Origin of the sequence: Streptomyces sp. T12, from assembly GCF_028736035.1 — a bacterium.
Taxonomy (GTDB): domain Bacteria; phylum Actinomycetota; class Actinomycetes; order Streptomycetales; family Streptomycetaceae; genus Streptomyces.
On sequence record NZ_CP117866.1, the window covers coordinates 2927795 to 2949751 of the forward strand.

The window sequence follows — 21957 nt, forward strand, 5'->3', positions numbered from 1 at the left end:
GGAACCACCTTAGCCGGTTGCAGTACGGCTCGGAGAACTGCTAGAACCGCCTTAGACGGTTCTCGATAGGTCATAGCCGGTTCCACGACGGCCAGGAGGTCTCATGCCCCGTCCAACCAGCGACGTGCAAGCATTTGAAGCCCACGCAACTGACGCTGACCTCGACGATCTGCGCGCGCGACTGGCCGCGGCGCGACTGCCGGAGGCCGAGACGGCCCATCGCGCCCCGCCCGGCCCTCGCCGATGGGAACAGGGCGTTCCGCTCGCCGACCTCGTCGAAGTCGTGAACTACTGGCGCACCGGGTACGACTGGCGGTCGTTCGAAGAGCGCCTTGACCGGATCGGCCAGTTCCGCACGACCATTGATAATCTGGGAATCCACTTCCTGCACCGCCGGTCCGCGCGCGCAGATGCCACTCCTCTGATCCTGACGCACGGCTGGCCGGACAGCATTGCCCGGTTCATCGATGTAGTGGACGAGCTGGCAGATCCGAAAGATGCGGACGCGCCGGCGTTCCACGTCGTGGTGCCGTCGCTTCCAGGCTTTGGTTACAGCGACAGGCCGGCCACCACCGGGTGGGGAACCGAAAAGATCGCGGCCGCATGGGTGGAACTGATGGGAAGGCTCGGCTACAGCAAGTTCGCGGCCCACGGCGGCGACTGGGGAGGAAATATCACCACGGTTCTCGGCGGCAGGTTCCCGGCGCACGTTCTCGGCATCCACACATTGTTCGCGGAGGGACCGCCCGGATTGACAACGGACGGGCTGACGGCGGTCGAGCGCAAATGGACCGAGGAGACCCGCGATTTCTGGCGCCACCGCGCGGCGTACGCGAAGCAGCAGGCGACCCGACCGCAGACCATCGGCTACTCGCTCGTCGACTCACCGGTCGGGCTTCTTGCCTGGATCCTCGACAAGTTCGCCGAGTGGTCGGACACCGAAGACAGCCCGTTCGAGACGATTTCCAGAGACCGCGTTCTTGACAACGTCACCCTGTACTGGCTGACGCGGACCGGCGCATCGTCGGCCCGCATTTACTACGAAAGCCACAACTCGCTCGATCCCGAACTTCGGGTCGACGTCCCGTCAGCAATCACCATGTATCCCCGCGACGTCGAGAAGTGTCCGCGCCCCTGGGCACAGGAGCGGTACCGACAGATCGTCCAATGGAGGTCGCCCGAAAACGGGGGACATTTCCCGTCGCTGGAGGTTCCCGAGCATTTCGTCAAAGATCTGCAAGAGGGCCTCGCGGCAGTGCTGGCCGCTGATCGGTGAACGCGGCTGCTACTCGATGTCCTTCACCGACGTCGGCCCCAACTGCTTGGCGCTGGCGTACTCCGGCATCGTCATGGGCTTGTCGAACAGGAAGAACGACTGGTTCGTGCCGACCGTGAACTCCATGTACGCGCCCGTCGTGGCGTCGAAACCGTAGTAGGCGTTGCAGGTGGAACCCGACGAGTACGTGCCGTCCATGCCGGGCTGCGCGAGGACCGCGACGCCGTGGGAGGAGGACTCCGCCTTCTCCGTCGGAGTGAGCATCTTGCAGCGCGGCACCGGCAGGCCCTTCATGATGAAGTACCCGTACTCGCCCTTGGCGTTCTGGATGTAGACGTACGAGACTTTGCCCCGCTTCCCCCACGTCTTGATCCACTGGTTGATCGCTTCGCGGGTCGGCGAGTACTCCATGCGGCCCGCCGGCTGCTGGGCCACGAGGTGGTCGTAGTTCTCCTGCTTGGCCTTGTTCTCCTTGTCCTGGCTGGAGTCGGTGCAGGACGTCAGGGCAAGGCCCACAACGAACGCGACGACGGTGGCCAGGGCCATGCGTGCGAACTTCTTCATGCGGTGCTGCCCTCTTCCCGGGCTGAGATGGGGATCAGTTGGTGCACGTCGTGCGCTCGACGGTGGCATCCAGCCGGTACGGCAGATCCTGGTCGCGGAAGGGCGCGCGGTGCTCCTGGGCGGCCTTCGAGTTGTAGGCGTTGACCGACTCGATCCGTGTGGCCTTCAGCGCGGTGATCGACTGGTCGATCTGCGTCGTTCGAGTCTGCGAAGCGGACTTCCGCTCCTCCCGGAGCGCCTGGATCGTCCCTTCGGCGTTCTGCACGGCCTCACACAGATCGAAGAACTCCTCGTACGTGGTCTGCCGGAACTCGCCCGAGCCGACGGTGTTCTCGCGCTGGTCCGCCTCACCGCGGAACGGGGCGGTGATCCACCCCGCGCCGCCGAAGGCGAACACTCCGATCACGTACAACACCGCCAGGCCGATGACCCCGCTGACGACCCAAGCCCCTAGCCGTGCTCCCTCGCGTACCTGCCCCATGGCCATCCCTCCTCGAAGGTGTGCGAGAACTAGTGCTCCGCCGGGAAGAGCCGCAGCCTCGCGGTGTCCCCCACGATGGCGAGAACGCGGATCGACAGCTCGTTGACGGTGGAGGGCCCGCCCTGGTCGGGTCGCTGCCCGAGTAGGTTGGAGGTGAATCCGCTCGCGTCGACCGAGGTCAGGTCCACGCCCTGGGCACCGACGGCGCTCACCGTGAACGGTCCCGCCCGCAGGCCGGCGGCGCGCGGGATCTCGGTGCCCTTCGTCACGACGACCGTGCAGCTTCCGTCTGCACAGGCCCGCAGCTCGGCCGGCGTCGACGGCTTCATCGGCTTGACCGCGGTCGGCGACGGCGACGAAGAGGGCTTCGTGGGCGTGGGCGAGGCGGGCGACGGTTCGACCGATCGCGAGGGCGCGGCCGGCGCGGAGGCCGCCGCGTCATCGCCCGCGTCATCGCCCGAGTCGGAGCCGCAGCCGGTCAGCGCGGCGGCGAGGGCCATCAGGACGCAGACGGTCCCCGCCGCGCCGCGCACCGCAGACAGCCTGCCCGTACGGCGACGGGCCGATGTTTCCGATGTGGTCATGGGGCCGTTCTACACACGGGTGCCCGGGAGGGGTCCCGCGCGCCCGTCTGACGCCCGCCTTACACGCACGCCAACGCCGCCCCCGAGGCAGCGGGTGCGCAAGCTCGCGCCGACAGCCTTAGATCTCGTAACCGCCTTCGCCCGAGATGAGCTGGTTCCAAGGCAAAGCCGCAGGTAGCGGCAGACGAGTCGGGCTATACGCCGGGTTCTGTTCCGGGGGGTCCTCGCGAACCCCCCGGCGACGGCCATCCATCTACGACCGGCGTTGCCGCCAGCCTCCTGCGGTCTACCCGCGGACTCGGGCGGGCAGCCCTCGAACGTCCGCGCAGAGTGCCTGTTACAGCGCTCCTTTTGACCTTGCTCCGGGTGGGGTTTACCTAGCTGCCCAGGTCACCCTGGGCACTGGTGGTCTCTTACACCACCGTTTCACCCTTACCCAGCGCCTGAGCGCTGGGCGGTTTGCTTTCTGTGGCACTGTCCCGCGGGTCACCCCGGGTGGCCGTTAGCCACCACCCTGCCCTGTGGAGCCCGGACGTTCCTCGGGAAGCCCCCTGAGGGACTCCACGCGGCCGCCCGCCCGGCTCGTCTGCCGTGTCGACCATGTTACCGGGCTGCGGGGTGCGGCCGTCGCCAGTACCGAGCCGGCGAGGATCAGGACGAACGCCGCCAGAACCCCCGCGGCCAGAGGCTCGTCCAGGAACAGCGCCCCCGCCGCCACCGCGACCGCCGGATTGACGTACGTCACGCCCAGGGCGGCCAGGGCCGTCAGGACCTCGGCCGACGGCACCGCAGCGGGACGGGTCAGCAACGCCGCGGTCTCGGCCGGCCTGCCCGTGTGCATCTCTCCCGGTGTCAGTACGACGATGGAGCCCGGGCCTGGGCGGATACGGCCGCCTCGGTAGTTGATGACCTCGCTGCCGCCGACGCACACGCCAATCGTGAACTCGTCATGGGCGTGCGGGGCGTAGACGTGCCGGTCGAAGCGGGCGGTCAGTAGATCGAGCGGGGGACCTCCTCGGCCGAGCCTCGCCCTGGTCCACAGCGCCTGCTCACCCATTTCGCGCCCCCGTCGGTCCCTCTGGCAGTGCAACACAGGGAGCCTCAGAGAAAGTCCGCCGCGTCCAGCTGGAAGGAGAAGGGCTTGGGCAGAGCGAGCGGTTTGCCGAAGGTGGCGGCGCGAAGCTCTTGGTAGTCACCCGACTCCGGGTCGCTGAACAGCGTGGTCCACGAGGTCTCGCGGTCGACGAGCAGGTACAGCGGGATGCCGCCGCGGGCGTAGCAGCGGCGCTTGATCTCACGATCGACCTGTGGCCTGCGGGACGTCACCTCCAGCACCATGGAGACTCCCTCACAGGGCATCCAGGGGTCAGCCCCTCGGAAGAGCCGCGGCTCCTCGGGGGCGAATGTGCCATCCGGAATCACGTGGTCCTGCGGGTGACCCTCCGCGTTCTTCAGCTTCAGGCCCTTGTTGCCGGAGAACTGCGTGTCAGTCGTGGATCCCCTGTGCATCTGGCCCACGATCCGGCTGATGCAATGCTCGTGGTGCCCGTCCGGCACCGGTGTCACGACGAGTTCCCCCTCGACGAGCTCCGCCCGGAGACCCTCCGGGGTGTCGAGGTCGACAAACCAGTCCAGCAGGAGCTTCTGCGTGATCGGATCCTGTGCCATGGCGCCCATGGAACGCCCCTTCAGCAACTCACCGGAACGGAATAGTGGCGGGTCACCTGTACGAGACTCCGCCGGAGGCGCCCGCTTGACCCTGCCGCAGCGTCAGCGTCTGTACTGATCCCATGCGGATCGGAGAACTCGCCGCCGCCGTCGGCGTCACCACGCGGACCGTGCGGCACTACCACCATCAGGGGCTGCTGCCCGAGCCCGAGCGGCGCCCGAACGGATACCGGGACTACACCCTGCGCCATGCCGTCGCACTCGCGCGGATCCGGCGGCTGACCGAGCTGGGGCTGGGGCTCGCGGAGGTGCGGGACGTGTTGGCCGAGGATGCCGGGAAGGATCTTGTCGAGGTGCTCACCGAGCTCGATGAGGATCTGGCCCGGCAGGAGGACGCCATCCGAGAGCGGCGGACGCGGTTGCGGGCGTTGCTGGAGACGGAGGGCGCGCTGCCCGCCGAGGGGCCCGTGTCGCCTCAACTGGCCGCGCTGTTCCAGGACATGGCGCAGGTCGCCGCCGACTCGCCCATGGCCGCCAAGGACCGCGAAGTGCTCGCCCTGATCGAGACCACCGCCTCCCCGGAAGATCGGGAGCGGCTCATGGGGGTCATGGGCGGCGCGCTGGCCACGCCGTCCGGTGTGCAGCAGGCCCTCGCCGCCTACGCCCTGCTCGACGACCTGGCCGATGCCGAACCCGACGACCCGCGCGTCGACGAGGCCGCCCGTGCCCTGGCCGACTGCATCCCCCGCGATCTGCTTCCGGAGACGTGGGGCGGCATCGACCACGACGACAGCTTCCTGCGCGCCTTCTACGCCGACTTCGCCCCGGCCCAGGCGGAGGCCATCCGCCGTACCTTGCACCTCTTCATGGAAGGAGACGGGCCGTGACGCGGACCGTGCTCGTCCTCGCCCGGCACGAGCTGCGGCTGTTCGCGAGCCTGGCGCTGTGGGTGGCCCGGCGTCGGCATGGGGTCGGCGAAGGCGTCGCTTTCGGGTATGCGCGCGGGCAGGGGCCGGTGATGTTCGGGTTCGCGTTCGTGTGCGTGGTCGAGTCGGTCACCATGGCTGTGCTGCTGCGGGACTATCCGGCCGCGCACCGGGGGGTGTTCATGCTGGACGTCTACACCATCGTGCTCGTCATCGGGATGCACGCGGCCTCCGTCGTACGACCGCATGTGCTCGACGCCGGCTCCCTGCGCATCCGGCGTGCCGCGCACGTCGATCTGCGCATACCGCTGGAGAAGGTCGAAAGCGTGCGGCGCGAGTTGCGCACCACCCATGAGCGGGCCGAGGGTGAGCTTGACGTCGTCATCGGGGCGCAGACGTCCGTCACGCTCGAACTCGCCGAACCCGTCGCCCACTTCACCTTCCTCGGCCGTCGACGGGACGTCCGCCTCGTCCGCTTCCACGCCGACGACGCCGACAGCCTCGTACGAGAGCTCCACGCCGTCAGGCAGACACGAACCGCACCTTCGGCACTCCCGTCGCCACTGCCGGATCAGCCTGGGTGAGGCGGACCGGGAGCCGCTCCCCCAGCGGCAGCGGGGACGAGCCTGTGCCGTCGATCCTGCCGATGACCGCCGGCGACTCCAACTGCACAACCCCGACGGCGGGTTGGCGCTCGTCCACGTCCACCACCCAGCCGTCGAACACCTCCCCCACCCGGCCCTTCAGCAGCGCCGCCTCGACGATGTCCACGCACTCCCGCTCCACCCTGCCCGCGCGCCGGGTGCCCTCGGCCATCCTGGCGGGCAGCTCGTCGAGGGCGGCCACCACCCAGTCGGGCACCGGCTGACCGGCGGCGGCAGCGAGGCAGATCTCGGCGGCGTACCGGTCGGTGAGGCGGCGCAGTGGGGCCGTGCAGTGGGTGTAGGGGGCGGCCACCGCGGAGTGAGTGGTGATGGCGGGCAGGTTCCCGTCCCGGAAGACGGTGTATCCGGCGCCGCGCAACAGGGTCGTGCACTCCTGGAGGAAGGCCGCGTGGGGTGGGCGGTGCGGGTCGAGGGAGCGGACGAGTTCGGCGTACGAGACGTGGTGCGGCCAGTCGATGTGCAGGGCGTGTGCGGTACGGCGCAGGCGGCCGACCGCGCCGTCGGGGGCGGCGGGGAGGGTGCGCAGGATGCCCGTGCCGCCGGCCAGCATCAGGTCGGCGGCGGCCATTCCGGTCAGCAGGGAGATCTGGGCGTTCCAGCCGTCGGCGGGGTGCGGGGCGCGGTAGGCGAGCTCGTAGGTGTGGTCGTGGTCGCGCTCGATGATCTCCTGCTCGGGCACGTTGAGCGAGATCCCGCCCCGCTCCACCTCCAGCCGCTCCCGCAGCTCCCCGATCTCCTTCAGCAGCGCCAGCGGCTCCTCGGCGGTTCCCGTGTCGATCTGCTTCTGTACGCCGTCGTAGTCGAGCTTGGCCCGGCTGCGGACCAGGGCGCGGCGGGCGTCGACGGCGAGCGTACGGCCCTGCGCGTCGAGGTCGATCGTCCACAGGACGGCCGGTCGGACCTGGTCCGGGAGCAGGCTTGCCGCGCCCTCGCCGAGCAGGGTCGGGTGCAGGGGGACCTTCTCGTCGGGGAAGTAGAGGGTCGTCACCCGGCGGTGGGTCTCCCGGTCCAGTGCGCCCGACGGTACGACGAAGGCGGCGACGTCGGCGATGGCGTACCGGACGCGGTAGCCGGTGTCCTGCCGGGACAGGTGCATCGCCTGGTCGAGGTCGGTGGACGTGGGCGGGTCGATGGTGAAGAAGGGGACGTCGGTGGCGTCGTACGGCGGGAGGGCGGGGGCCTTCGCGGCCCGCTCGGCCTCCGCCAGCACCTCGGGCGGGAAGCTCCCGGAGACGCCGAGTTCTGCGCGCAGCGCGGTGAGGGCGGCCCGGAGGGGGGTCTCGGGGGCGCCGGTCACTCGGATGTGGCGGCGGGGCATGAGTCGAGCGTAGGGCGAGGGTCGCCGGGTGGCACGCCGTACCCTGTGGCGGAGTTCGAGTGAAGGAGTACGTGTGCTTGTCCTGCTGCCGCCTTCCGAAGGCAAGGCCTCGTCCGGTCGGGGTGCGCCGCTGAAGCTGGAGTCGTTGTCCTTGCCGGGGCTGAGCGAGGCCCGGGAAGCCGTGCTGAGCGAGCTGGTCGATCTGTGCAGCGCCGACGAGGACAAGGCGCGGGACGTGCTCGGGCTGAGCGAGGGGCTGCGCGGCGAGGTCGCGAAGAACACCGAGCTGCGGACCGCAGGGGCGCGGCCGGCCGGGGAGATCTACACCGGCGTGCTGTACGACGCCCTCGACCTGGCGTCGCTGGACGCGGCGGCGAAGAAGCGGGCGGCTCGGTCGCTGCTCGTCTTCTCGGGCCTGTGGGGTGCGGTGCACGTCAACGACCGCATCCCCTCCTACCGCTGCTCGATGGGCGTGAAGCTGCCCGCCCTCGGCGCGCTCGGCGCGTACTGGCGGGCGCCGATGGCGGACGTGCTGCCCGAGGCGGCCGGGGACGGGCTGGTGCTGGATCTGCGGTCGTCGGCGTACGCGGCGGCGTGGAAGCCGAAGGGCGAGGTGGCCGGGCGGACGGCGAGCGTGCGGGTGCTGCACGCGCCGACGCGGAAGGTCGTCAGCCACTTCAACAAGGCGACCAAGGGGCGGATCGTACGGAGTCTGCTGACCGCGGGGGCGGCTCCCGGTGGGCCGTCCGAGCTGGTCGAGGCGCTGCGGGACCTCGGGTACGAGGTGGAGGTGGAGGCGCCGGCCAAGGCCGGGAAGGCGTGGACGCTGGATGTGCTGGTGTCGGAGGTCCACTGACACCCATCCAGCTAGCCATTGCAGCATGCGCAACGAGCTTTGCGCATGCTGCTTGCCATGGGCAGGATGAGGCCATGACCTCAGTCCTGGATCTCGCGCCTGTCGTGCCCGTTGTCGTGGTCGACGATCCCTCCGACGCCGTACCGCTGGCCCGGGCACTGGTCGCGGGTGGGCTGCCCGCGATCGAGGTGACATTGCGGACGCCGGCCGCGCTGGAGGCGATCCGGGCGATCGCGGACGCGGTGCCGGACGCGGTGGTCGGGGCCGGGACGCTGATCACGCCGGAGCAGGTGACGGAGGCGGTCACGGCGGGGGCGCGTTTTCTGGTCAGCCCGGGCTGGACGGACGTACTGCTGGACGCCATGCGTGGGTCCGGGGTGCCGTATCTGCCGGGGGTGTCGACCACGTCCGAGGTGGTGGCGCTGCTGGAGCGCGGGGTGCGGGAGATGAAGTTCTTCCCGGCCGAGGCGGCGGGCGGTACGGCGTATCTCAGGTCGTTGTACGGGCCGTTGCCGCAGGCCCGGTTCTGTCCGACGGGCGGGATCGGTCCGGCGTCGGCCCCCGGCTATCTCGCCCTGCCCAACGTCGGGTGCGTGGGCGCGAGTTGGATGCTTCCGGCGGACGCGGTGGCGGCGCGGGACTGGGGGCGGGTCGAGGCGCTGGCTCGGGAGGCGGCCGCGCTCGAGGGTTCAGGGACGCAGGTGTGACGTGTCGTTGAAGAGCCGTACGCTCGCGTTGCCGTCGGCGTAGTACGCCACCGCCGAGAGGGAGGCCGCCGAGAGTTCCATGCGGAACAGGGACTCGGGCGGGGCGCCCAGAGCGAGGCGTACGAACGTCTTGATCGGGGTGACGTGCGTGACGAGGAGGACCGTGCGGCCCGTGTACGCCGCGATCAGCTTGTCGCGGGTGGCGGCGATGCGGGTGGCGGTCGCCGCGAAGCTCTCGCCGTCGCCGGTGGGGCGGGCCTCCGGGTCGGCCAGCCAGGCGGTGAGGTCGTCCGGGTAGCGCTCGCGGACCTCGCCGAAGGTGAGCCCCTCCCAGGCGCCGAAGTCGGTCTCGCGCAGGCCGTCGTCGACGCTCACGTCGAGGCCGAGGCGGGCGGCGACGATGCCGGCTGTCTCCCGGGTACGGGCGAGCGGCGACGCCACGACGGCCTGGATGGTGCCGCGCCGGGCGAGGGCGGCGCCTACGCGCTCGGCCTGCTCCCGGCCGACGTCGGAGAGGGACGGGTCTGTACCGCCACTGCCCGAGAACCGCTTCTGGGGGGTGAGGGGGGTCTCGCCGTGCCGGAGCAGGACGAAGGTGGCGGGCGCCCCCATGTCGGCGGGAGCCCAGCCGGAGGCGGCCGTGGCCACGGTGCGCGCGGCCCTGACATCGGCCTCGGCCTGGGCGGGAGCGGCGGCGTCTCCCGGCGGCCCGGACGGCTCAGGCTCAGCCCTCGCGACGCTCGCGGCCCTGGCCGCCCTTGCATCAGCCGCCTCCAGCTCCGCCCTGGAAGCCGCCGCCGACCACTGCTCCCCCCGCTTCCCGGCATCCATCGCCTCGTTGGCCAGCCGGTCCGCGTGCTTGTTCTGCTCCCTGGGGATCCACTCGTACGTCACCTGAGGAGCCGCGAAGACCCGTGCCGCCTCCGCCGCCAGCGGCTTCATGTCGGGGTGCTTGATCTTCCAGCGGCCCGACATCTGCTCGATGACCAGCTTGGAGTCCATGCGGACGTGGACCGTGGCCGTCGGGTCCAGCTGGTGCGCGGCGCGCAGGCCGGCGACCAGGCCCCGGTACTCGGCGACGTTGTTCGTGGCGATGCCGATGTACTCGGCGGCCTCGGCCAGCGTCTGCCCCGTGGCCGCGTCGACGACCACGGCACCGTAGCCCGCGGGCCCCGGGTTGCCCCGTGAACCGCCGTCGGCCTCGACAATGAACTCCCGCACGACCAGAACCCCTCAGACCCTCAGACCTTCAGACCCTCGACCCAAGCCCCTCAGTACCAGGCGTCCTACAGACCCGACTCGGCCGTACGCACCAGAATCCGGCGGCAGTTCTCGCACCGCACCACCGTGTTCGGAGCCGCTGCGCGGATCTCGCTCAGCTCGGTGATGGCGAGCTCCTGGCGGCAGCCCTGGCAGGTGCGCTGGTACAGCCTGGCCGCGCCGACGCCGCCCTGCTGCTGGCGCAGCTTGTCGTAGAGCCCCAGCAGGTCGGCCGGGACGGCGCCCGCGATGACCTCGCGCTCCTTCGTCACCGCCGCCACCTCGCCGTCGATCTCCTCGAACGCGGCATCCCGGCGGGCGGTCGCGTCGTCGACCTTCCCCTGGACGGCACCGACCCGCTCGGTCAGCTCGGCGACCCGCTCCTGCGCGGATTCGCGGCGCTCCATGACCTCCAGGACGATGTCCTCCAGGTCGCCCTGCCGCTTGGCGAGGGAGGCGATCTCGTGCTGGAGGTTCTCCAGGTCCTTGGGGGAGGTGATGGCTCCGGAGTCCAGGCGCTGCTGGTCGCGGGCGGCGCGCTGGCGCACCTGGTCCACGTCCTGCTCGGCCTTGGTCTGCTCGCGGGCGCAGTCGCTCTCCTCGGTCTGCGCGGCCACGAGCAGGTCACGCAGCTGCGTGTGGTCCTTGGTCAGCGTCTCGATCTCGGCGTGCTCCGGCAGCGACTTCCGCTTGTGCGCGAGCTGCTGAAGGCGGACGTCGAGGGCCTGGACGTCGAGGAGGCGGATCTGGTCGGCGGGCTCGGCGTTCAGTTGGGGGCTCCAGATGTGTCCGTGGTGGTGGACGCCGCGTGGGCGGTCCAGGGGTCGGTGACCGTCTTCGAGACGTGGACGCGCAGGTCCCATCCGTTGCGGTCGGAGATCTCGTCGAGCTGGGCGGCGGCCAGCTCGCACCAGGGCCACTCGGTGGCCCAGTGCGCCGCGTCGAGCAGCGCGAGAGGACTGTGCGCCACGGCCTCGGACGCCGGGTGGTGGCGGAGGTCCGCGGTGAGGAAGGCATCCACGCCGGCGGCGCGTACCTGGTCGAAGAGGCTGTCGCCGGAGCCGCCGCTGACGGCGATGGTGCGGACCGTGGCCTCCGGGTCGCCGGCGACGCGGATGCCCTGCGCGGTGGCGGGCAGGCGCTCGGCGGCGCGGGCGGCGAGTTCGCGGACGGTGAGGGGGTGGTCGAGCTCGCAGACGCGGCCCAGGCCCCGACGGCCCTCCGGATCGGTCGCGTCGGGCACCAGCGGTCGGACGACTCGCAGGTCCAGCGCGCCGGCCAGCGCGTCGCTGACTCCCGGGTCGGCCGTGTCCGCGTTGGTGTGCGCGACGTGCAGCGCGATGTCGTTCTTGATCAGCGTGTGGACGACCCGGCCCTTGAAGGTGGAGGCGGCGACCGTCGTCGTACCGCGAAGGTAGAGCGGGTGGTGGGTGACCAGCAGGTCGGCGCCCAGCTTCATCGCCTCGTCCACGATCTCCTGGACCGGGTCGACGGCGAACAGGACCCGCGAGACCTCCTGGTCGGGGTCGCCCACGACGGTGCCGACCGCGTCCCAGGACTCGGCCCGCTCGGCGGGCCACAGGGTCTCCAGCGCGGCGATGACTTCAGACAGACGGGGCACGAGGGCAAGGCTACCTGGCTGTTCCGTACGGCTGTACCGGTGCCGGAGCCGGTGGATACCCCTCCCCCGGACACCTCGGGTGGAGAGCACCGGCCGCGCTCGGCCGCCCCGACCCCGCCCAGCACAATCTCCCCCGTTTCCTCAGGCGAATCGTTCCTCGGCCACCCCTTTGTGTGAAAGGGGAACCCCGCCGATCCCACGCCTGCGCGTGCGAAAACTAGCTTCGTGACCGGAGGTGACCGGACCATGACGGCCTGTGCGATCGAGCCCGCGGCGGAGCATGAGGACGACGAAGTGCCTCGGGCGGTATGCACCATCACGGCGGACGGTTCCTACGCCGCCCGCCTCGCGCTGAACGGCGACTGCTGGTTCCCGGAGCGCTGGACCCTCGACGGCCCCGAGCCCTACGCCGTGCCGCTGCCCGCCCACCAGCCGGAGGAGCCCGGCACCGAGGTGCAGCCCATGGGCGACGGCCGGGTCCTCATCCGCCGCCCCACCGACGGACGGCACATCTTCTCGCTGCTGTATCCGACCGGGCCCGGCACCGGCGAACTGCTGCTGGGCGCCGTCCAGTGCCCGGACGAGGGGACCCGGCTGCAGATGCTGCCTCCGGCGCCGGGCGGCGACAAGGCGTACGCCCTCGCGGTGGGCCGGCATTCCAGCGCGGTGTGGCTGGTGGCGGGGGGCGCCTTCGGGCCCGAGCACCTCGCCGAGATCCCGGGGCGCTGCTCGGGCGGGGTGTGGCTGGACCGGGGCGGGCGGATACTGGCGCTCGACCGGGAGTCCGGGGGCCGTACGAAGGCCGTCGTGGTCGATCTGGAGCGGGGCGGCGAGGTGTCGCCGCTGCTGCAGATCGCGGACGACAGCGACGACCGGTTGCTGCTCGCCGACCCGGACAGCGGGCTGCTGCTGATCCGGTCGGACGCTCCCTCGCCGGGGCAGGATCGGTTGGGCTGGGGGGTGCTGGGCAGCACGCTGCCGGTGCGCTTCCCGGAGTGTCTGCGGGTGCCCGACTGCGCGGTGACGCCGTTCGCGATCCAGCCGGGGCAGGTGCTGACGCCGGAGAGCTGCGGGGTGGCGCTGCGCATCGACGGGCCGGTCGGGAGTTGGGTGGGGGTGTGGCGGCCCGCCGAACGGCAGGTACGTCATCTTCCGGCGCCCGAAGGGTGGTTGGCGGGGGCCGGGCTGTGGACGCGGGACGGGGTGCTGCAACTGCCGTATGCCACGCGGGAGGTACGGTGCGGGGTGGCCCGTGTGGGGCTGCCGTCACCGGAGGAAGATCCGGAGGGGACTCCGGGGGAAAGTCAGCAGCAAGGACCCGAAGCAGAACCGGAGTCGAGGTCTTCCATGCCGGTGGAAAAGGAGCCTCCGGGTCCGGTCACGCGCCGCCCCGTGCCGTTGCAGCAAGCGCCGTTGGGTGGTCTTGTAACGAAGTAGTGGCGGTTGGCGTGGCCGCCTGGATTCGGCCCGTGGTCGTCTGGTTAAACTCGCCCGGCTGTAAGAAAGATCATGTTGACGGGGTGAGTTTTCCGATGAGCAACGCCAGCACGACCCAGCCGGGGCCGGCCGACGTTCACGACGTTCAGAAGGCCTCCGGCCACGGCAGGCACCGGGGCTCCGTCTCGGCCCACGACAGCGAGACGGCTCCCCGCGGCCGTCACCGCAAGCCGGTCGAGGAGACCGAGACGGCGGCCTGACGCCGACGCCGCACGGCCCCGCCCTTCACCACGAGGGGCGGGGCCGTCGCCCTTTCTGCGCCGGCTGCCTGGGCCGTCTACGCCCTTTTCAGGCCCAGCACTTCCACCGCCCCGAAGGTCTCCCCCTGGGGCCGTTCGGCGTAGTGCGGACCGAGTACGGCGTCCAGCTCGTCGTAGGTGAACGTCTCCTGCTTGCTGTCGAACTTCGCGGCGACCCGGGGCCGTTCGACGATCGCCACCATGCCGCCGTGCACGACGAGCAGCTGGCCGTTGATCCGGGCGGCCGCCGGTGCGGCCAAGTAGCCGACGAGCGGGGCGACATGCTCGGGGGCGAGCGGGTCCAGGCCGCTGTCCGGCTGGTCGAGGCCGGCGAAGACGTCCTCGGTCATACGGGTCCGGGCGCGTGGGCAGATGGCGTTCGCCGTCACGCCGTACTTGGCGAGCGCGAGGGCGGTGGAGGTGGTGAGTCCGACGATTCCGCCCTTCGCCGCCGCGTAGTTGGGCTGACCGGCGGACCCCGCGAGGAACGCCTCCGACGAGGTGTTCACGACCCGCCCGTACACCGGCCCGCCCGCCGCCTTGGACCGCTCGCGCCAGTGCGCGGCGGCGAAGCGGATGGTGTTGAAGTGGCCCTTGAGGTGGACCCGGATCACCGAGTCCCACTCCTCCTCGGCCATGGAGAAGACCATGCGGTCGCGCAGGATGCCCGCGTTGTTGACCAGGATGTCCAGCTTGCCGAACTCGGCGATCGCCAACTCGACCAGCGCACCGGCCTGGGGGAAGTCGGCGACGTCCCCGGTGTGGGCGATTGCCTTGCCGCCCGTCGCGCGGATCTCGGCGGCGACCTCCTCGGCGGGACCGGTGGAGGCCTCGCCCGAGCCGTCCCGGCCGGGCTGTCCGTAGTCGTTGACGACGACGGCGGCGCCGAGCCGGGCGAGCTCCAGCGCCTCGGCCCGGCCGAGACCGCGCCCGGCGCCGGTGACGATCGCGGACAGTCCCTCAAGTGGCAGTGACATACGACCCCTTCGACGTCGGTCAGATCTCGATGCACGTACGCAGCGCCGTGCCCGTCCGCATCTGGTCCAGGGCCTCGTTGATGTCGGCGAGCGGCACGCGGTGGGTGATCAGGCCCGCCAGGTCGATGCGTCCGGCGCGCCACAGCGCGATGGTGCGTTCGTAGGAGCGCAGGACGTCTCCGCCGCCGTACATGGACGGCAGGATCCGCTTCTCGTCGAAGAACAGCTCGAACATGTTGAGCTGGAGGAAGTCGTCCATCGCTCCGGCGCCGACGACGACGAGCGTGCCGCCGCGCCGGGTGTTCTCGTAGGCCGTGCGGGCGGTGGCGGACTTGCCGACGACCTCGAAGACGTAGTCGAAGCCCTCGCCGCCGGTGACCTGTTGCTTGGCGTCGGCCAGTTCGTCCGGGGACACCGCCTTCGTGGCGCCGAATTTCAGGGCGGACTCGCGGCGCGAGGCGACCGGGTCGACGGCGACGATCTCGGCGGCCCCCTTGAGCCGGGCGCCCTGGATCGCGGAGATGCCGACGCCCCCGCAGCCGATGACGGCGACCGACGAACCGGCCTCCACGTCGGCGGTGTTGAGGGCGGCGCCGAGTCCCGTGGTCACCCCGCAGCCGATGAGGGCGGCGATGTCGAAGGGGACGTCGTCGGGGATCGGCACCGCACATCCGGCGTCGACGACGACCTCCTCGGCGAAGGTGCCGGTGCCGGCGAAGCCGAAGACGTCGGAAGGGGTGCCGCCGGGGCGCTTGAAGTTGGGGGTGCCGGCGTTCATGAACCCGGCCAGGCACAGCTCGGTCTGGCCGCGTTTGCAGGCGGGGCAGGCTCCGCAGGCGGGGAGCCAGCAGACGACGACCCGGTCGCCGGGCTTCAGGTGGCGCACGCCTTCCCCGGCTTCGACGATCTCGCCCGCCCCCTCGTGACCGGGCACGAACGGCCCCGGCTGCGGAAGCACCCCCGCCATCGCGGACAGGTCCGAGTGGCACAGCCCGGTCGCCCGCACCCGGACCCTCACCTTGCCGGGCCCGAAGCCCACCGCCTCGACGTCGTCGAGTACCTCGAGCTTGTCCTGACCGATCTCGTGCAGTACGGCTGCTCGCATGGTGCGGCTCCCCTCGTACGGCGTTCTGGACTCAGGTGTGTTCGACGACGGTGTCGGCGAGGACGGGCGCGTCGTCCCGCTCGATGGCGCTCACGGCCACACGGACGGCGCCCTCCTGCTGCCACATGCGGATGCGCAGGGTCTCCCCCGGATACACGACCCCGGCGAACCGGGTGACGTACGACCGCACCCGGGTCACGTCCCCGCCGAGCAGCGTGTCCACGACCGCCTTGAGCGTCATGCCGTAGGTGCACAGCCCGTGCAGGATGGGCCGCTCGAACCCGGCGACCTTGGCGAACTCGGGGTCGGCGTGCAGGGGGTTCCAGTCGCCGGAGAGGCGGTACAGCAGGGCCTGGTCCTCGCGGACGGACCGCTCCACGACCCGGTCGGGCTCACCGACGGGCGGTTCGAGCCGCCCGGACGGCCCCCGGTCTCCTCCCCATCCTCCTTCGCCCCGTACGAAGATCTGGGCGTCGTTGGTCCACAACGGGCCGTCGGCGTCGGCGACTTCGGTGCGCATGACGAGGACGGCGGCCTTGCCCTTGTCGTAGACGGCGGCGATACGGCCGGTGGCGGTCGCGGTGCCCTGCACCGGGATGGGGCGGTGGAGGGTCAGCGACTGGCCGCCGTGCAGGACCTTGGCGAGGTCGACCTCGACACCGGGCATGGACAGGCCGCTGATCACTCCGGGCGAGCCGGAGCCGGCGACGGTGGCGAAGCTCGGCAGGACGTGCAGGCGGGACTCGAGGGTGTAGCGCAGCTCATCGGGGTCGGTCGCCGGGGTGCCCGCTCCGACACCGAGGTGGTAGAGCTGCACGTCCTTGGAGTTCCAGGCGATCTCGCCCGTCCGGGGCTCTGCTGCGACGGCCTTGGCCGCGTCGATGGGCATGGGGCTCCTGAAGGCTCACTCTTGGGATCGGAGACCTCGGTACGACCGTCCGCACCGTCGGCCGCACCGAGGTCGTCACGGGCCGTTCTAGAACGCGTTCCAGTCCGGCGCCCCCTGTATAGCCGAGCGCCCCGCACTTGTGAAGGCTCCTGACGTTCCATCAGATCGGCTTTCACCGGATCGCATGCCGTGACATTTGTCCTGCCGGAGCGCGGACAAGCGCACCTGCCGTACGGCAGCTTCGGTCCGTAGCGTCTGAGTCATGACACGGGGGACGGAACCGAGGAACGGGGGACGGAACATGTCCTGGATACGCAAGGCGTCGTGCCGACCGACCCCACTGGAGGCCGGGAAGCTCCCCGACACACCCGGCCCCCAGCCCACCGGCTACTCCCTGCTGCCCTGGCTGCTGATGGGCATGGGCGCCTTCTCCAACCTCTTCCAGGGCCAGACGCCCAACCCATGGATCGGCGGCCTGGGCCTGCTGACCTTCAACTCGCTCTACATCTACGTCGCGTTCCGCTCCTTCGTGAAGGAGAAGCGGGACGCGGCCTCGACGCGGCTGGCGCTGCTCCTGATGACGTTGGTGACCTGCGGCCTGGGCATGGGTTACGGCGGCACCTGGCTGCTGTTCTTCCCGCTGCTCGGCCTCGCGACGGGCGCCGTCGTCCGCATGCCGCACCTGCGCGTGGCCGGAGCGGTGGTGACCGTGCTCTGCGGGGTGGCAGCCGTCGTCCGGGACGGCTGGGGCGGCATCGACACCGCGTACGCCACCTGGATCTCCACGATGGTGACGGCGGCGATCCTGTCCCTGTCCGAGGCGGTACGGGAACTGCGCGCCGCCCGCGAGGAGTTGGCCCGCCGCGCGGTCGAGGAGGAACGCCTGCGCTTCTCCCGGGATCTGCACGACCTGCTCGGTCACACCCTGTCGGTGATCGTGGTGAAGTCGGAGGCGGCGCGGCGGCTGGCGTCCCGCGATGTGGCGGCCGCGCTGGCCCAGGTCGCCGACATCGAGTCCGTGGGCCGGCAGGCCCTCACGGAGATCCGCGAGGCGGTGACGGGCTACCGCAACGGCAGCCTGGCGACGGAGCTGGACCGCGCCCGCTCCGCGCTGGAGGCCGCCGGCATCGAGCCCGTCGTCCACCGATCCGGCCCACCCCTGACCGCGCACACCGAGACACTGCTGAGCTGGGTCGTCCGCGAGGCCGTCACCAACGCGGTACGTCACAGCGGGGCCGCGCGGTGCGAGATCAAGGTGGCGGGCACACCGGAACACGTGCGCCTGCGCATCTGCGACGACGGTGCCGGGGCCGGCGCCGGCGCCGGTACGTCCACCGCCCGCCCCGCCGACGGCATCGGCGGCACCGGCCTCAAGGGGCTGACGGAACGCCTCGCGGCAGCGGGCGGCTCCCTGCAGGCGGGCCCGGGGCGCCGGGGCGGCTTCCTGGTGACGGCCGAGCTGCCGGGGGACACGACGGACTCGGCGAAGGCGGCCAAGCCGACGCACACGGTCGGGCGCCGGACCCAGGGCTCACGGGAGGCGGAGGCGCTGCCGGAGGCCGAGCGAGTCCGGTAACGAGTTCGAGCCGCCCTCACCGACTTTCCCCCGAAGGCTTCCTGCTCGTCCGACGGGAGCGCGGCCGGTGGCACGAGTCGAAGCCGGCTTCCCCAGTCGCGCCGCCCCCGCTCCCGCCAGGCGCATTCCTCATACGCTGACTCCGTGAACGAGATGCCGCGGGATCACCGGCCCGCCAAGTCCATCCGGGTTCTGCTCGCCGAGGACCAGGGCATGATGCGCGGAGCACTCGCCTTACTGCTCGGGATGGAGCCGGACATCGAGGTCGTGGCGCAGGTGTCGGCCGGGGACGCGATCGTGGACGCCGCCCTCGACCACCGCCCGGACGTCGCCCTTCTCGACATCGAGCTGCCGGGCCTCAGCGGGCTGGACGCCGCGGCCGAGCTGCGCGACCAGGTTCCCGACTGCCGGGTGCTGATCCTGACGACCTTCGGCCGCCCCGGCTATCTGCGCCGGGCCATGGAGGCGGGAGCCGCCGGTTTCCTGGTGAAGGACGGCCCCGTGGAGGAACTGGCGGTCGCGATCCGCCGCGTCCTGACCGGCGAGACGGTGATCGACCCGGCCCTCGCCGCGGCCGCTCTCAGCGCCGGGCCCAACCCGCTCACCGCCCGCGAGTGCGACGTCCTCAACGCCGCGGTGGACGGCGCGACGGTCGCCGACATCGCCGGCAAGCTCCACCTCTCCGAGTCCACGGTCCGCAACTACCTCTCCTCCGCCATCGGCAAGACCGGCACCCGCAACCGGATGGAGGCGCTGCGGGAGGCACGGCAGCGGGGGTGGCTGTAGCCGCGGCCTCCCAGGTCGCCCGCCCGCTCTCTACTGGATCACCTCCACCGCCCTGTTGGCAGCCCCCTCCGGCCCCACGCACACGACCCACTTCAGCGGAGAACCCGCGGCCGCCTTGGGCAGGTCCACGCTGCTGGTGCCGTCCGACCAGGTGCACTCGACCTGCTGGGCCGTTCGGGCGACACGGCCGACGACGAGACGGTTGGGGCCCAAGGTGCCTCCCTTCGTCAGCGGCAGCGCGCCGAACACGATGCCCTTGCCCGCCATGTGGTCCCACTTCTCGACCGTGTCGAAGATCAGGACCCGGGGGTGGCCGGTGCCGTAGTGGAGGCTCACGAAGTACGACGTCCTGCCGACGGCCTCGGAGAGCTTCGGCTGTGCCGGGGCCTCGATGCCGTACTCCGTCATCGCGGCCAGCTGCTTGCGTGCCTCCGCCTTGTCCCGCGGCGGTTCCCACACGGAAATGACGACGCGCCAGTCCTCGCCCTGGTCGGTCCCCCGCGACAGCTCGGTCTGCTGCGGCTCGTACACATGCCGCTCCTCGCCCGTCGGCGCCTGCGTCGCCACCCGCACCCCCCGCCCACCGTCCCCGCCGGGCAGGCCGGCCACCGCCAGGGAGCCCGCCGAGCCCACCAGCGCCAGGGCCGTAACGGTCGCGAGCGCCCAGCGGCGGGCCTTGCGGCGGCGGCCGCCGCGGAGCACCGCGTCGCAGGGGGCTATGCCGATCTCGACCCCGTCCGCGGCGTCGGCCAGCAGGAGGGCGATGTCCGTGTGGGTCGTGTCGTGGCTGGTCATGCCGTGGTTCGTCTCCCGGTCCGCGCTCATCACTTACGCCCTCCCTGCGTCACCATCTCGGCCAGTCCCGGTATGGCGCGGAGTTTCGCGATCCCCTTGGCCGCGTTGCTCTTCACCGCGCCGACGGAGCAGCCCATCGCCTCCGCCGTCTGCGTCTCGGTCAGGTCCTCCCAGTACCGCAGGACCACCGCCTCGCGCTGCCGTGGCGGCAGTTGGGCGAGCGCCGACAGCAGGGCGCTGCGGTCCTCGGCCTGGGCGATGCGGTCACCGGTGTCCGCCAACTCGCGCACCAGGCCGGAGTCGTCCTTCGGCGCGAGGAACTCCCTGAGCCTTCTGCGGTGTTTGCGTGCGTGCGCGTTGATCATCACGCGCCGTACATAGGCCTCCGGGTCGTCGGCCGAGCCGACTCGACGCCAGGCCACGTAGACCTGTTCGAGTGTCGACTGGACCAGGTCCTCCGCGGCATGCTGCTCCCCCGTGAGGAGAAATGCCGTACGCATCAGCCGCGGCCAGCGGCCGATGACAAAGCTCTGGAACTCCGAGTCCCGAGCCGCCTTGCGATCCCCCATGGGCACCTCCTAGATATTCAAAGGAGTCCATGAGCCGCCCGGACCGTTGCCTCAGGACGTGGACGTTTTTCTCGGCAGCCACAGCAGGATCAGCGCCGCCCCCGCCACGAGCACCACCGCCGACGTACGGAACACCAACGCGTACCCCTCCGTCAGCGCCCGCGGCGTCCCGCTCCCCGCCGACCGCGCCGCCGCGATCGTGGACATGACGGCCAGCCCCAGCGAACCGCCCATCGTGCGCGAGGTGTTGACCAGCCCCGACACCAGCCCGGCCTCCCCCGGTTGCGCCCCGGACGTCGCCAGCGCCGCGAGAGGGGTGGCACCCAGCCCCGCGCCCAGCATCATCAGGATCCCCGGCACCATGATCGAGGTCACATACGCGCCCTGCACGCTCAGCATCGACTGCCAGCCGAAGCCGACGGCCGCGACGACCGTGCCCAGCGCCGCCACGTTGCGCGCGCCCACCGCCGGCATGAGCCGCGGCGCGAGCTTGGACCCGAAGAGCACGGCCAGCGAACTCGGCACCAGTGCCAGTCCGGCCTCCAGCGGGGTGTAGCCGAGGACGTTCTGCACGTACAGCGTCATGAAGAACCACATGCAGAACATCGCCGAGCCGCACAGGAACATCGCCACGTTCGCCGACGACACCGCCCGCACCCGGAACAGCCCGAGCGGCATCAGCGGAGCCGCCGTACGCGACTCCACGACGAGGAACACCCCGATCAGCGCCAGGCCGGCCAGCAGCGGCACCACCGTGGCCGTCGCCGTCCAGCCCTCGGCCTCCGTCTGCGAGATGCCGTACGCCAGCGTCGCGAGCCCCGCCGTCACCAGCACCGCCCCCGGCAGATCCAGCCGCCGCCCGTTCCCCGCCCGGCTCTCCGCGAGCAGGCGCACGGCACCGGCCAGCACCACCGCGCCCACCGGCACGTTGATCAGCAGCACCCACCGCCACGACAGCACATCGACCAGCACCCCGCCGACGAGCCCGCCCGCCGCACCACCCCCCGCGCCCACGGCCGTCCAGGTGCCGATGGCCCGCGCACGCGCCGCCCCCTCCGGCACCGCCGCCGTCACGATCGTCAGCGTCGAGGGCGCCAGCACCGCGGCGCCCAGCCCCTGCACGGCCCGCGCGAGAAGCAGCTGCCAGTCCTGCTGGGCCAGCCCGCCGGCCAGCGAGGCCAGGGTGAACAGGCCGAGCCCGACGAGGAACATCCGCTTACGCCCGTAGAGGTCCCCGGCCCGCCCGCCGAGCAGCATGAACCCCGCGAAGGCGATCGCGTACGCGTTCACCACCCACTGCAGGCCCTGGGCGCTCAGCCCGAGGTCGGCCCGCATCGAGGGCAGCGCCACGTTCACGACGGACACGTCGAGCACGACCAGGAACTGCCCGGCGCACGCGAGGGCCACCACCAGCCAGGCGGGCGGCGCGGTACGGCGGGACGTGGGGGTGGTGGCGTCAGCGGCTCCGAGCATGACTGTCATGCTCCCAACGACCGACGCTCCTGGCATCGGGAATTCGGACTAGGCCGTTCCCTTCCGGCCTAGTCCGGTAGGCCGGGGCCGCTTCCCCAAGAGAAGGTCAAGAAATCATTAGCTGG

23 protein-coding genes, 1 other RNA gene and 1 pseudogene are annotated in these 21957 nt (G+C 71.2%); 9 read left to right on the forward strand and 16 right to left on the reverse strand.

What is annotated here, in order from left to right; genetic code table 11:
• Positions 1-103 precede the first annotated feature (103 nt).
• Complete coding sequence (locus PBV52_RS13015) at positions 104-1276, forward strand: epoxide hydrolase family protein (protein ID WP_274238508.1); 1173 nt, start codon at positions 104-106, stop codon at positions 1274-1276.
• A 9-nt stretch (positions 1277-1285) separates the two neighbouring features.
• Here PBV52_RS13015 and PBV52_RS13020 read toward each other — a convergent pair whose 3' ends face one another.
• The 6 genes and pseudogenes from PBV52_RS13020 to PBV52_RS13045 all read right to left on the reverse strand — a co-directional run bounded on the left by PBV52_RS13020 (position 1286) and on the right by PBV52_RS13045 (position 4582).
• Positions 1286-1840, reverse strand: coding sequence for a hypothetical protein (locus tag PBV52_RS13020; RefSeq protein WP_274238509.1), 555 nt, complete (start codon positions 1838-1840; stop codon positions 1286-1288).
• A gap of 34 nt (positions 1841-1874) precedes the next feature.
• Positions 1875-2327 (reverse strand): hypothetical protein, encoded by a 453-nt coding sequence (locus tag PBV52_RS13025; protein ID WP_274238510.1) that lies wholly within the window; start codon positions 2325-2327, stop codon positions 1875-1877.
• 23 nt (positions 2328-2350) lie between these two features.
• Positions 2351-2905, reverse strand: coding sequence for a hypothetical protein (locus tag PBV52_RS13030; RefSeq protein ID WP_274238511.1), 555 nt, complete (start codon positions 2903-2905; stop codon positions 2351-2353).
• A gap of 181 nt (positions 2906-3086) precedes the next feature.
• Positions 3087-3490: RNase P RNA component class A (gene rnpB, locus PBV52_RS13035), an RNA gene on the reverse strand.
• Positions 3491-3644: 154 nt separating this feature from the next.
• Positions 3645-3962: pseudogene (locus PBV52_RS13040) on the reverse strand (AraC family ligand binding domain-containing protein); the annotation flags it as partial.
• 44 nt (positions 3963-4006) lie between these two features.
• Positions 4007-4582, reverse strand: a complete 576-nt coding sequence (locus tag PBV52_RS13045) for a Uma2 family endonuclease (RefSeq protein WP_274238512.1) — start codon at positions 4580-4582, stop codon at positions 4007-4009.
• A 113-nt stretch (positions 4583-4695) separates the two neighbouring features.
• On the opposite strand from PBV52_RS13045, the gene PBV52_RS13050 reads away from it, so the two are divergent.
• Together PBV52_RS13050 and PBV52_RS13055 are read left to right on the forward strand one after the other, a co-directional pair.
• Positions 4696-5460 carry a MerR family transcriptional regulator gene (locus tag PBV52_RS13050; RefSeq protein WP_274238513.1) on the forward strand — a complete coding sequence of 255 codons (765 nt, stop codon included), beginning with the start codon at positions 4696-4698 and terminating at the stop codon, positions 5458-5460.
• Positions 5457-6083 (forward strand): hypothetical protein, encoded by a 627-nt coding sequence (locus PBV52_RS13055; RefSeq protein WP_274238514.1) that lies wholly within the window; start codon positions 5457-5459, stop codon positions 6081-6083. The genes PBV52_RS13050 and PBV52_RS13055 overlap by 4 nt, the downstream gene beginning before the upstream one ends.
• Here PBV52_RS13055 and PBV52_RS13060 read toward each other — a convergent pair.
• Positions 6022-7482: an RNB domain-containing ribonuclease gene (locus tag PBV52_RS13060; RefSeq protein WP_274238515.1), complete on the reverse strand. Its 1461-nt coding sequence runs from the start codon at positions 7480-7482 to the stop codon at positions 6022-6024. The two genes, PBV52_RS13055 and PBV52_RS13060, sit on opposite strands and share 62 nt — an antisense overlap.
• A gap of 73 nt (positions 7483-7555) precedes the next feature.
• Between PBV52_RS13060 and yaaA the strand changes: the two genes are divergently transcribed.
• Positions 7556-8338 (forward strand): peroxide stress protein YaaA, encoded by a 783-nt coding sequence (gene yaaA / locus PBV52_RS13065; protein WP_274238516.1) that lies wholly within the window; start codon positions 7556-7558, stop codon positions 8336-8338.
• Positions 8339-8412: 74 nt separating this feature from the next.
• A complete protein-coding gene (gene eda, locus PBV52_RS13070; protein ID WP_274238517.1) occupies positions 8413-9045 on the forward strand; it encodes a bifunctional 4-hydroxy-2-oxoglutarate aldolase/2-dehydro-3-deoxy-phosphogluconate aldolase in 633 nt (210 codons plus the stop codon).
• Here the strand turns inward: eda and PBV52_RS13075 are convergent.
• The 3 genes from PBV52_RS13075 to PBV52_RS13085 all read right to left on the reverse strand — a co-directional run bounded on the left by PBV52_RS13075 (position 9028) and on the right by PBV52_RS13085 (position 11926).
• Positions 9028-10266, reverse strand: a complete 1239-nt coding sequence (locus PBV52_RS13075; protein WP_274238518.1) for a bifunctional RNase H/acid phosphatase — start codon at positions 10264-10266, stop codon at positions 9028-9030. The genes eda and PBV52_RS13075 overlap by 18 nt on opposite strands.
• 65 nt (positions 10267-10331) lie before the next feature.
• Positions 10332-11075: a zinc ribbon domain-containing protein gene (locus PBV52_RS13080; RefSeq protein ID WP_274249369.1), complete on the reverse strand. Its 744-nt coding sequence runs from the start codon at positions 11073-11075 to the stop codon at positions 10332-10334.
• Positions 11072-11926: a Nif3-like dinuclear metal center hexameric protein gene (locus PBV52_RS13085; RefSeq protein ID WP_274238519.1), complete on the reverse strand. Its 855-nt coding sequence runs from the start codon at positions 11924-11926 to the stop codon at positions 11072-11074. Before PBV52_RS13085 ends, PBV52_RS13080 begins: the two co-directional genes overlap by 4 nt.
• Before the next feature lie 246 nt (positions 11927-12172).
• Here PBV52_RS13085 and PBV52_RS13090 point away from each other — a divergent pair, with 246 nt between their 5' ends.
• Positions 12173-13363, forward strand: coding sequence for a hypothetical protein (locus PBV52_RS13090; protein ID WP_274238520.1), 1191 nt, complete (start codon positions 12173-12175; stop codon positions 13361-13363).
• 95 nt (positions 13364-13458) lie between these two features.
• Entirely contained in the window at positions 13459-13623 is a 165-nt protein-coding gene (locus tag PBV52_RS13095) for a hypothetical protein (protein WP_274238521.1), read from the forward strand.
• A 77-nt stretch (positions 13624-13700) separates the two neighbouring features.
• On the opposite strand, the gene PBV52_RS13100 is transcribed toward PBV52_RS13095, so the two are convergent.
• The 3 genes from PBV52_RS13100 to PBV52_RS13110 are packed head-to-tail and all read right to left on the reverse strand — an operon-like array spanning position 13701 to position 16633.
• Positions 13701-14639 carry a 3-oxoacyl-ACP reductase gene (locus tag PBV52_RS13100; protein ID WP_274238522.1) on the reverse strand — a complete coding sequence of 313 codons (939 nt, stop codon included), beginning with the start codon at positions 14637-14639 and terminating at the stop codon, positions 13701-13703.
• 19 nt (positions 14640-14658) lie between these two features.
• Complete coding sequence (locus PBV52_RS13105; protein ID WP_274238523.1) at positions 14659-15744, reverse strand: Zn-dependent alcohol dehydrogenase; 1086 nt, start codon at positions 15742-15744, stop codon at positions 14659-14661.
• A 31-nt stretch (positions 15745-15775) separates the two neighbouring features.
• Positions 15776-16633, reverse strand: coding sequence for a MaoC/PaaZ C-terminal domain-containing protein (locus PBV52_RS13110; protein WP_274238524.1), 858 nt, complete (start codon positions 16631-16633; stop codon positions 15776-15778).
• Positions 16634-16934: 301 nt separating this feature from the next.
• Between PBV52_RS13110 and PBV52_RS13115 the strand changes: the two genes are divergently transcribed.
• Both PBV52_RS13115 and PBV52_RS13120 read left to right on the forward strand, forming a co-directional pair.
• Positions 16935-18209: a sensor histidine kinase gene (locus PBV52_RS13115; RefSeq protein ID WP_274238525.1), complete on the forward strand. Its 1275-nt coding sequence runs from the start codon at positions 16935-16937 to the stop codon at positions 18207-18209.
• 153 nt (positions 18210-18362) lie between these two features.
• Positions 18363-18995 (forward strand): response regulator transcription factor, encoded by a 633-nt coding sequence (locus PBV52_RS13120; protein WP_274249370.1) that lies wholly within the window; start codon positions 18363-18365, stop codon positions 18993-18995.
• 30 nt (positions 18996-19025) lie between these two features.
• On the opposite strand, the gene PBV52_RS13125 is transcribed toward PBV52_RS13120, so the two are convergent.
• From PBV52_RS13125 to PBV52_RS13135, 3 genes are read right to left on the reverse strand one after another with little or no spacing between them, the layout of a single operon-like run.
• The gene (locus PBV52_RS13125; protein ID WP_274238526.1) at positions 19026-19820 is read right to left on the reverse strand and encodes a hypothetical protein; all 795 of its coding nucleotides are present in this window, start codon (positions 19818-19820) and stop codon (positions 19026-19028) included.
• Positions 19820-20359: a SigE family RNA polymerase sigma factor gene (locus PBV52_RS13130; protein WP_274238527.1), complete on the reverse strand. Its 540-nt coding sequence runs from the start codon at positions 20357-20359 to the stop codon at positions 19820-19822. The genes PBV52_RS13125 and PBV52_RS13130 overlap by 1 nt, the downstream gene beginning before the upstream one ends.
• Before the next feature lie 51 nt (positions 20360-20410).
• Positions 20411-21832, reverse strand: coding sequence for an MFS transporter (locus PBV52_RS13135; protein WP_274238528.1), 1422 nt, complete (start codon positions 21830-21832; stop codon positions 20411-20413).
• Positions 21833-21957 lie beyond the last annotated feature (125 nt).

Excerpts from the sequence above, each read along its gene's own strand:
- PBV52_RS13015 (WP_274238508.1), top strand. The coding sequence starts at position 104 with ATGCCCCGTCCAACCAGCGACGTGCAAGCATTTGAAGCCCACGCAACT.
- PBV52_RS13020 (WP_274238509.1), bottom strand. The coding sequence starts at position 1,840 with ATGAAGAAGTTCGCACGCATGGCCCTGGCCACCGTCGTCGCGTTCGTT.
- PBV52_RS13025 (WP_274238510.1), bottom strand. The coding sequence starts at position 2,327 with ATGGCCATGGGGCAGGTACGCGAGGGAGCACGGCTAGGGGCTTGGGTC.
- PBV52_RS13030 (WP_274238511.1), bottom strand. The coding sequence starts at position 2,905 with ATGACCACATCGGAAACATCGGCCCGTCGCCGTACGGGCAGGCTGTCT.
- PBV52_RS13045 (WP_274238512.1), bottom strand. The coding sequence starts at position 4,582 with ATGGGCGCCATGGCACAGGATCCGATCACGCAGAAGCTCCTGCTGGAC.
- PBV52_RS13050 (WP_274238513.1), top strand. The coding sequence starts at position 4,696 with ATGCGGATCGGAGAACTCGCCGCCGCCGTCGGCGTCACCACGCGGACC.
- PBV52_RS13060 (WP_274238515.1), bottom strand. The coding sequence starts at position 7,482 with ATGCCCCGCCGCCACATCCGAGTGACCGGCGCCCCCGAGACCCCCCTC.
- eda (WP_274238517.1), top strand. The coding sequence starts at position 8,413 with ATGACCTCAGTCCTGGATCTCGCGCCTGTCGTGCCCGTTGTCGTGGTC.
- PBV52_RS13090 (WP_274238520.1), top strand. The coding sequence starts at position 12,173 with ATGACGGCCTGTGCGATCGAGCCCGCGGCGGAGCATGAGGACGACGAA.
- PBV52_RS13095 (WP_274238521.1), top strand. The coding sequence starts at position 13,459 with ATGAGCAACGCCAGCACGACCCAGCCGGGGCCGGCCGACGTTCACGAC.
- PBV52_RS13100 (WP_274238522.1), bottom strand. The coding sequence starts at position 14,639 with ATGTCACTGCCACTTGAGGGACTGTCCGCGATCGTCACCGGCGCCGGG.
- PBV52_RS13105 (WP_274238523.1), bottom strand. The coding sequence starts at position 15,744 with ATGCGAGCAGCCGTACTGCACGAGATCGGTCAGGACAAGCTCGAGGTA.
- PBV52_RS13110 (WP_274238524.1), bottom strand. The coding sequence starts at position 16,633 with ATGCCCATCGACGCGGCCAAGGCCGTCGCAGCAGAGCCCCGGACGGGC.
- PBV52_RS13115 (WP_274238525.1), top strand. The coding sequence starts at position 16,935 with ATGTCCTGGATACGCAAGGCGTCGTGCCGACCGACCCCACTGGAGGCC.
- PBV52_RS13120 (WP_274249370.1), top strand. The coding sequence starts at position 18,363 with ATGCCGCGGGATCACCGGCCCGCCAAGTCCATCCGGGTTCTGCTCGCC.
- PBV52_RS13125 (WP_274238526.1), bottom strand. The coding sequence starts at position 19,820 with ATGAGCGCGGACCGGGAGACGAACCACGGCATGACCAGCCACGACACG.
- PBV52_RS13130 (WP_274238527.1), bottom strand. The coding sequence starts at position 20,359 with ATGGGGGATCGCAAGGCGGCTCGGGACTCGGAGTTCCAGAGCTTTGTC.
- PBV52_RS13135 (WP_274238528.1), bottom strand. The coding sequence starts at position 21,832 with ATGCTCGGAGCCGCTGACGCCACCACCCCCACGTCCCGCCGTACCGCG.